This window comes from Aminobacter sp. P4_H6_2 (genome assembly GCF_056400805.1).
The window spans coordinates 1-8,754 of sequence record NZ_JBFUKO010000184.1 but is presented as its reverse complement, the minus strand read 5'-3'; the positions used below and the strand labels follow the sequence as shown (position 1 = coordinate 8,754).

General features: G+C 62.5%; 9 protein-coding genes. 3 read left to right on the top strand and 6 right to left on the bottom strand.

Annotated features, from left to right (window positions below; translation table 11 throughout):
- The 3 genes from AC1DUU_RS14945 to AC1DUU_RS14935 form a co-directional block, all read left to right on the top strand.
- Window positions 1-300: AI-2E family transporter (locus AC1DUU_RS14945; RefSeq protein ID WP_476784193.1), on the top strand; the 300-nt coding region annotated here is incomplete at its 5' end.
- Window positions 301-404: 104 nt separating this feature from the next.
- Window positions 405-836: an OsmC family protein gene (locus AC1DUU_RS14940; RefSeq protein WP_476784192.1), complete on the top strand. Its 432-nt coding sequence runs from the start codon at window positions 405-407 to the stop codon at window positions 834-836.
- A gap of 144 nt (window positions 837-980) precedes the next feature.
- A complete protein-coding gene (locus AC1DUU_RS14935; protein WP_476784191.1) occupies window positions 981-1,343 on the top strand; it encodes a hypothetical protein in 363 nt (120 codons plus the stop codon).
- Window positions 1,344-1,515: 172 nt separating this feature from the next.
- Here AC1DUU_RS14935 and AC1DUU_RS14930 read toward each other — a convergent pair whose 3' ends face one another.
- The 6 genes from AC1DUU_RS14930 to AC1DUU_RS14905 form a co-directional block, all read right to left on the bottom strand.
- Complete coding sequence (locus tag AC1DUU_RS14930) at window positions 1,516-3,087, bottom strand: ABC transporter substrate-binding protein (RefSeq protein ID WP_476784190.1); 1,572 nt, start codon at window positions 3,085-3,087, stop codon at window positions 1,516-1,518.
- A gap of 27 nt (window positions 3,088-3,114) precedes the next feature.
- A complete protein-coding gene (locus AC1DUU_RS14925; RefSeq protein ID WP_476784189.1) occupies window positions 3,115-4,740 on the bottom strand; it encodes an ABC transporter ATP-binding protein in 1,626 nt (541 codons plus the stop codon).
- Complete coding sequence (locus AC1DUU_RS14920; protein ID WP_476784188.1) at window positions 4,733-5,560, bottom strand: ABC transporter permease; 828 nt, start codon at window positions 5,558-5,560, stop codon at window positions 4,733-4,735. The genes AC1DUU_RS14925 and AC1DUU_RS14920 overlap by 8 nt, the downstream gene beginning before the upstream one ends.
- Window positions 5,557-6,558 (bottom strand): ABC transporter permease, encoded by a 1,002-nt coding sequence (locus tag AC1DUU_RS14915; RefSeq protein ID WP_476784187.1) that lies wholly within the window; start codon window positions 6,556-6,558, stop codon window positions 5,557-5,559. Before AC1DUU_RS14915 ends, AC1DUU_RS14920 begins: the two co-directional genes overlap by 4 nt.
- Before the next feature lie 69 nt (window positions 6,559-6,627).
- Window positions 6,628-7,884, bottom strand: a complete 1,257-nt coding sequence (locus AC1DUU_RS14910) for an NAD(P)/FAD-dependent oxidoreductase (protein WP_476784186.1) — start codon at window positions 7,882-7,884, stop codon at window positions 6,628-6,630.
- A 25-nt stretch (window positions 7,885-7,909) separates the two neighbouring features.
- The coding region (locus AC1DUU_RS14905; RefSeq protein WP_476784185.1) for an alpha/beta hydrolase family protein at window positions 7,910-8,754 on the bottom strand (845 nt) is incomplete at its 5' end.

Below are 8,754 nucleotides of genomic sequence, written 5' to 3'. Positions count from 1 at the left end.
GCCCAGTTCGAATCCTGGCAGATGGCAGCCGTCGTGTTTCTCGGCCTCAACCTGATCCAGTTCATCATCGGCAGCTATCTTGAGCCTTTGCTCACCGGTGCTTCGCTGGCGATCTCGCCATTCGCCGTCATTTTCGCGGTGTTCTTCGGCAGCTTCTTGTGGGGCATTTCAGGCGCGTTCCTCGGCGTGCCGGTGCTGATCGCCTTCATCGTCTACACAAGCCAGTCGCCCTCGACGCGCTGGCTGGCGACGCTTTTGTCGGGAAAGCCTTCGAACGAAACAGGGCCCCAGACTTCTTAAAAATCTGCCCGCGTCAGATCGCGACACTCGACGCCTTGGCCCGCATCCGGTTATGAACCTGGAGCGCATGGTCGCGGAAATTTTTGCATGGAAGGATGGCTGTCATGAAGGCACGCATCAAATGGGTTGAAGATCGCACCTTCGTGGGTGAGTCCGGCAGCGGGCACAAGATCGTGCTCGGAACCGCCAAGGAACCGGGCGGCCAGACGCCCGGYCCAAGCCCGATGGAGCTGATGCTGATCGGTGCTGGCGGCTGCTCGGCCTACGATGTCGTCCATATCCTGGAGAAGGGCCGCGAGGCGATCGAGGATTGCACTGTCGAGCTCGATGCCGACCGCGCCGAGACCGACCCCAAGGTCTTCACGCGCATCCACATGCATTTTGTGGTCAAGGGCCGCGGCCTCGCACCCGCCAAGGTCGAGCGCGCCGTCAATCTGTCGATCGAAAAATACTGCTCGGCCTCCGCCATACTCGCCATGTCGGCTAAGCTGACCCATGATTTCGAGGTCGTCGATACGGCATCGACGCCGGCTTGAGATCAACAAACCGATAGTTGGCTAGCCGACTTCAAGGCCTGCCCTAAATGCGGCAATATGCGTTGCCGCATGATTTCGGCTGACTGAATTTGGAGATGATGAGCCTCACCATGCGGGCAGCGTCTTGCTAGCAAGGAGCCTGTCATGAAACATCGGATCATGTGGGTAGCAATTGCGGCGGCCGGAATGCTCGGGCAGGCCCGGGCCGAGCCGCTCAAGTCCATGGAAGAGGTCAATGCAGCACTCCTGGCGTGCTGGAATGCGCCACCTGGCACGAGCGGGTCGTCGGTTACCTTGAGCTTCAGCTTCAAGCGTGACGGCTTCTTGATGGGCAGACCGAGGCCGACAGCGATCAGTGTCAAAGGCGATGCGAATGCGCGAAAGGCCTTTGTCGATGCGGCGGTAGCGGCAGCTCAACGCTGCACGCCATTGAGTTTTTCTYCCACCATCGACCAAGGCATTGCCGGAGGCGTCTTCACACTGCAGTTCGATTCGTCCAGCAATTGAAAGTGCGCTGCAAGGCACCGCAGTGCGCTGCAAGCATGCCGCCATGCCTGGGTACCAATTTTATAGGCTCGGCCGTTGTTCATGACGGCCGAGCGTGCATTGTGCGGACTTGTCGGTCAGTCGCCCGAAGGGGCGCCTCCCTAAGCCCCTGTCCGTTGTGGCGGCAGACGGCCTACGTCTCCAGCCAGACGCGCGAGGCGATGTAGCCGTTTGACATGTCGTTGCCGACGTCGTCGGCATAGCCCTTGAGAGCGGCGGTCGCGGCGTTGATGTTGTTGTTGAAGACCGGGATGATCGAGCCACCTTCGTCGCGCACCATCAATGCTGCAGCATGATACAGTTCCGCGCGCTTTGCCTCGTCTTCGACCACACGCGCTTCCTTGATGAGCTTGTCGAAGTCCGGCCGATTGAAATTGGTCTCGTTGGCTGGCGAACCCGACAGGTGCTCGGTGGCGTACATCAGGTCCTGGGTCAGACGGCTGCCGTAGTAGGACATGCAGAAGGGGGCCTTGCGCCAGATATTGTTCCAGTAGCCGTCAGCCGGCTCACGCTTGACCTCGATCTGGATGCCGGCCTTCTTGGCGTTTTCCTGGTAGAGGATCGCCGCATCCACTGCGCCGGGGAAAGTGCCATCAGACGTGCGCAGCACGACCGGCCCGTCATGGCCAGACTTCTTGAAATGGAAGTCGGCCTTGTCCGGATCATATGCCCGCTGCTCGATATCGGACGGGAAGTAAGGATAGGTGGCGTTGATCGGGAAGTCGTTGCCGACCGTGCCGAAGCCACCCAGCGTCGTCTGCAGCAGGGCCTCGCGGTCGATGGCATATTTCAACGCCAGACGCAGGTCGTTGTTGTCGAAGGGCGCGGTGTCGACGAGCATCGGCAGCGTGTAGTGGCCCCGGCTCGGTGCGTTGAGGATCTCGACGTTCTGCGCGCGCTTGAGCAGTGTCACTGTTTTTGGGCTGACGGCATTGATGAAGTGAACGCGCCCCGATGAGATCGCCGCGATGCGTGCAGTCGCGTCGTTCATGGCGATCATCTCGACGCTGTCGACGTAGCCACGGTCCTGCCAGTCATTCACGTTCTTCTCGAACACGGCGCGCACGCCCGGCTCGAAGCTGGTGAGCTTGTAAGCGCCGGTGCCGATGCCCTCGGCAGGATTGTCCATGCCGCCATTGGGCTGGATCATCAGCAGGTGGATGGTGAAGACCAGTGGCAGGTCGACATTGCTCTCCGAGAGCTTGACGTGGAGTTCCTCGCCCTTGGCCTCGACGGTTTCGATAGAGGCGATCATGCCCCGCGCACCGGAGCCGGACTCTTCCTTCATGTGACGGCGGATCGTCTGGGCGCAATCCTCCACGGTCAGCGCCTTGCCGTTGTGGAAAGTGATGTCATTGCGGATCTTGAACACCCAGTCCTTTGACTGGTGGCTGGATTCCCAGCTGGAGGCGATGCCCGGGAGAGCCTTGCCAGTGGCAGGATCGCTGGCGACCAGCGTATCGCCGATCGTGCGCGCAAGCAGGAAGGCGAAGGCGCCAATCACTTTTGCAGGGTCAAGCGTATCGGTCGTGGCAGCGCCATCGATACCCAGCTTGAGGGTGCCGCCTTTCTTCGGCGTTGCCGCCGCTTGCGCATGGGCCGTGCTGGCAAGTCCGGCGAGCAGCAGGCCGGCGCCGAGCGTGCCCTTCAGGAAGTCGCGACGGCTTGCCGCGAGGTCCATGCCGATCAAGTTCGATTTCTTCATTTCCATTCCCCCTGTATTGAAGATCTGTCAGGCAACCGGAGCCAGCGCGCGCCCGGCAAGGACGCGCTCCAGCCAGCCGATTTCCATTTCGGGCACCGAGCTCAAGAGCTTTTCGGTGTAGTCGTCATAAGGTGGAGCAAGGACGGACGCCTTGTCGCCCTGACGAACCAGGCGGCCGCGATGCATGACCGCGACGCGGTCGGCGATCGCCCGCACGATTGCGATGTCGTGGGTGATGAACAGGTAGGAAACGGAGGTCTCCTCCTGCAGCCGCATCAGCAGCTTCAGTATGCCTTCGGCCACTAGCGGATCGAGCGCGGAAGTCGGCTCGTCGCACAGGATCAATTCCGGTTCGGCCGCCAATGCCCGGGCGATGGCGACACGTTGTTTCTGCCCACCTGAGAGCTCGGCCGGATAGCGGTCGAGAAACTGTTGGCCCATCTCGATCTGGCCAAGCAGTTCGGTGACCCGCCTGGTCCGCTCCGCCCCCCGGAGGCCGAAATAGAGGGTGAGCGGCCGGCCAATGATATCGCCGACCCTCTGGCGCGGGTTCATCGCCGTATCGGCCATCTGGTAGATCATCTGGACGCGGCGCAGTTGGTCGAGCGTACGATCCTTGCGGGCGGGCGGCAGCCTCTCGCCCTTGAAAGTGACCATGCCCTGATTGGGCGGGAGCAGCCCCGTGACAACGCGCGCCAGGGTCGATTTTCCCGATCCGGACTCGCCGACCACCGCCAATGTCTGGCCTCTCGGCAGCGACAGCGACACGTCGTGCAGGACAGTCACGTTCGAGTAGCCGGCCGTCAGTCCTTCGATTTTCAGCAGGTTTTCCTCGGCAGCGCGGAAAGGCTCGCGCACTGCCTGTCGGATGCTCACCAAGGCCTTCGTATAGTCTTCGTGCGGCGTCTCGATGATCTGTCGGGTCGGTCCATATTCCACCGTCTTGCCGTGCCTGAGCACCATGATGTCGTCGGCAATCTGGGCGACGACAGCAAGGTCGTGCGTGATGTAGAGCGCAGCTGTTCCGGTCTCTGCTATCGCATGCTTGATTGCTGCCAGAACCTCGATCTGCGTGGTCACGTCGAGCGCCGTGGTCGGCTCGTCGAAGACGATGAGTTCGGGTTTGGCACAAAGCGCCATGGCGGTCATGGCACGCTGCAGCTGACCACCCGAGACCTGGTGCGGGTAGCGTTCGCCAAAGCGCTCCGGTTCTGGCAGGCCAAGCACCTTGAACAGATACTGGGCGCGCTTCTTCGCTTCCGCCGGCGTCATGAGGCCATGTCGCACGGTTGCCTCGATGACCTGCCGCCCGAGCTTGTGGGCGGGGTTGAAGGCCGCGGCAGCCGACTGCGCGACATAGGCCACGCGCGCGCCGCGTATGGTGCGCACGCCGCCCGGCGACAGAGCCGTCACGTCGACGCCATCGAGCAGGACCTGCCCGCCTGAAATGCGCACGCCACCGCGGCCATAGGCCAGTGTCGACAGGCCGATGGTCGATTTACCCGCACCCGACTCACCGATCAGGCCAAGGACCTTTCCTTTTCCAACATCGAAGGAGACGTCATCCACCARCACAAGGTCAGTGGTGGATCCATCAGCCTGATGCGCGCGCACCTCGATGCGCAGATTCCGGACCGAGAGCATCTCACTCATCGCCACGCGCTCCTTTGAGGCTCGCCGTGGCATTGATCATCCAGTCGACAACCAGATTGACCGAGATGACCAGGGCGGCGATCGCAGCGCCGGGAATGAGCGAGGCCGAAACTCCGAAAATGATGCCGTCCTTGTTGTCCTTGACCATGCCGCCCCAGTCGGCGGCCGGGGGCTGGATGCCGAGGCCCAGGAAGGACAGTGTCGACAGGAACAGGATGGAATAGGCAAAACGTAGCCCGAACTCGCCCAGCAGGGGCGCCAGGGTATTGGGCAGGATCTCGCGGAAGATGATCCACAGCTTGCCTTCGCCGCGCAGCCAGGCGGCTTCGACAAAATCCATCACGCTGACGTCGAGCGCGACCGCCCGGCCGATGCGATAGACGCGCGTCGAGTCGATCGCAGCCATGACCAGGATGAGGATCAGGGTGCCTTGCGGCAGTACCGCAAGCACGACAAGCGCGAGGATCAGCCCAGGAACGGACATCATCAGGTCGTTGAACCGCGACAAAAGCTGATCGACCACGCCACCGCTGACGACAGCGGTGAAACTGAGCAGCATGCCGATGGCGAATGACAGCGTGGTGGCGGCCAAGGCGACGAAGAGCGTGGCGCGTGCGCCATAGATTAGGCGCGACAGGAGATCGCGACCGAGGCTGTCGGTACCGAGGAGGAAGTCTCCCCCCATCGGGGCCCAGACTTCACCGACGATGGCACTTTGATCGTAGGGTGCGATCAGCGGCGCAAAGAGTGCGCAGGCCACAACGACCAGGATCCCCGCCGCACCCACGCGTGCGCTTGTAGGCATCGATTTCAATCTCATCGCGGATGCCTCAAGCGTGGGTTCGCCAGGATCGAAACGATGTCGGCCAACAGGTTGAGCACAATGTAGATGGCCGCGAATATCAGCCCGCAGGCCTGGACCACGGGCATGTCGCGAACGGTCACGGCATCCACCATGTATTGGCCGATGCCCGGGTAGACGAACACCACTTCGATGACGACGACGCCGACCACGAGCGCTGCAAGGTTCAGCGCGATCACCGTGACGATTGGCGCCACGGCATTAGGCGCGGCGTGTTCGGCAATGACGCGCAGCGCCGAAAGCCCCTTGAGTTCGGCGGTTTCCACATAGGGCGACGACATGACGTTGAGGATCGCCGAGCGCGTCATGCGCATCATGTGGGCCAGCACGGCGATGACGAGCGTCAGAACAGGCAAGGCAATGGCCGAAAGCCGCTCACCAAGGCTCATCCCGTCATAGACGGTCGCCGGAAAGGCCGCGACCCCGAGCTTGACGGTAAAGAACTGGATGAGCAGGTAGCCGATGAAAAACTCGGGCAACGACACCGCGGCGAGTGACAGGATGCTGATGGCCTTGTCGGGAAAGCGGTTGCGGTAGCGCACCGCGATCATGCCAAGGCCGAGTGCCAATGGGACCGCGATTACTGCTGAAGCAACGGCAAGCAGCATCGAATTGCCCAACCGTTTCCAGAGCTGCTCGGCGACCGAGTTGTGGTTGGACCACGACGTTCCGAAATCGCCCTGGACGATACCCCCCAGCCATTCGCCGTAGCGCTGGATCATCGGGCGGTCGAGGCCCAATTCCTTGCGCACATGCTCGACTGATTCCGGGGTCGCGTCGCGCCCGAGATAGGTCGCGGCGAAATCGCCCGGCAGCATCTCGACCCCGCCATAGACCAGCATCGAGGCTGCCAGCAGCAACCCGAAGCCAAGCAGGACGCGGCGCAGGATCAGCCTTGCGAGAAGGTTGTTCKAGCGCCCGGCGGAGGCCGCAATCTGGTTGCCCGGCGCGCTCATCCGCGCCGTGCTCCCGGCCCTTCACCGTAGACGGGCATGTTCAAGGCAACCGGATGACGGCTTTGCGCTTCACGCACGCTGCGCATCCGCAAAATGCCCATCACGCTTGCGCGACCATTTCGGCATGGCTGCTTCGACCTCCGCTTCGGTCGCGAAGGTGTCCTTCTCAAACCGCTCGAGACGAAAGCGGGTTGGATCGACGAAGGGCGACTGGCCGAGGATCAATTCTGCCGACAGGCGGCCAAGGCCCGGGCCATGGCTCACACCGCTTTCATTGTCGCCGCCCACCGCCACGATGTTGGTCGTGCCGGGGACGCGGCCGACCAGCAGACCACGGTCGGGCGTGTAGCATGGCACGCCCTGCGCCCAGCTCGCGATCTTCGATCCGCGCAGCGGCGGGAACACTTCTTGCAGACGCGCGAGATCTCCATCGGCCATTGCCTGCATCAGGTCAGCCTTGTGCGGTTGTCCGGGCGCAATCCATGCGTCGCTGAGCTTGTGATAAGGGTGGTAGTGCCCGCCCGTTCCCCACATGATGGCGCCAAAGGTTTCGCGCAGCCACAGCCCCAGTTCGCGGCATTGGACAGTCGGGATGGTCGACGGCAAACCACGGCTATCTGTCACGATGCGGGTTGCAAGCACACGGAGCAGTGGCAGCTTCCAGCCAAGTGTCTCAAGCAGCTCGTTGTTCCATGCGCCCGCAGCGATCACCACGCCATCGGCTTGCAACGTGCCCTTGTCGGTCTCGATCGTCACGCCGTTGCCGGCTTCTTCAATGCCAGTGACCTTCGTGTGGTCCCGGAATGTACCGCCCAACCTGGCAATTTCTCCGGCCAGTGCACGCAGGCCCAGGGTCGTGTCGAACTGGATGCCATGAGGGTTGTACGCACCCGAGTGGACCTTGGACGGGTCGATCAGGCCCTGCATCTTCTCGCCAATCTCGGCGGCGTTGAGATCCTGCATTTCGGCCGGCGCATAAGGCGACTCCAGTACAGGACGCACGAAGTCTTCGCGGCCTTCTTCCGTCAGCGCCATGATGAGCGTGCCGTTCGGGCGATAGCCGATTTCCTGGCCGAGTTCGCTCAACGCCTTGTAGAAGTCGAGCCCGTATTGCTGAAGCTTGAACCCTTCCTCGCCGAGCGGGATCATGCCGGCGGACCAGTGCGACACGAAGCCCGCGCCTGCGCCGCTGGTTGCTTTGGCAAGTTCGCCGGCCTCGACGACGGTGACGTCAGCGCCTGCCTTCAGCAGGTGATAGGCGGTGCAGCAGCCGATGATGCCGCCACCGACGACGACGATCCGTTCGCGTTTTGCATTCATGGTCATGATGTTCTCCCCTCGTGCCGCGCGCTCAGACGGCCGGATGCACGTATTTGCCGAGCCACCACAGGATGCGGGCAGCACTGTCGAGATATTCCGGGTAGCTGCGCATGCTGTGCCCGGCGTTGGGATAAATGACGAGCTCGGCATGCGAGCCGGACCTGAGGGCCGCGAAATAGCATTCCTCCGCCTGGCCTGCCGGCGTGCTGCGATCGATGCCGCCTGCCATCACCAGCGTCGGCACCTTCTTCTTGTGCTTGAAGAAGGCCGGGCTGCGTTCGAAATAGGCTCCCGCTTCCGCCCAGGGCGAAGCGTCGAGCATGATCTCGTCGAACTCGGGGATCTGAGTGGTGCGATGCTGGCTATACCAGTTGCCGACGGGCGACAGGGGGATGGCCGCAGCGAAGCGTTCGCTCTGCGACGGCAGCCAGGCAGACATGAATCCGCCATAGCTCGATCCTGTCACGGCGACCTTCGCGTCATCAGCCCAGCCCTTGGCAACCAGTGCATCTACGCCGCTGATGATATCCAGGACGTCGGCGCCGCCCATGTCGCCTTTGACCGCGCGGGCGAAGGCGTCACCCCTGCCGGTGCTGCCGCGAGGATTGGGCAAGAAGATCGTCCAACCCTGGCTAGCCAGCATCGGCGCCGCACGCGTCCGCGCCATCCAGTGGTTGCCATGAGCGGAAATCGGCCCACCGTGAACATCCACCAGAAGCGGTGTCGCCCCGTTGATATCGCGGGGGCGTATCACCCAGCCCTGCATCTCCAGCCCATCGGGTGCTGTCCAACTGAATGGCTCGACGATGCCGCAAGACGACATTGCCTGCTCTGCGCCAGGCGCGGCCAGCGTTGCTACCTCGCGTAAACCGCCGG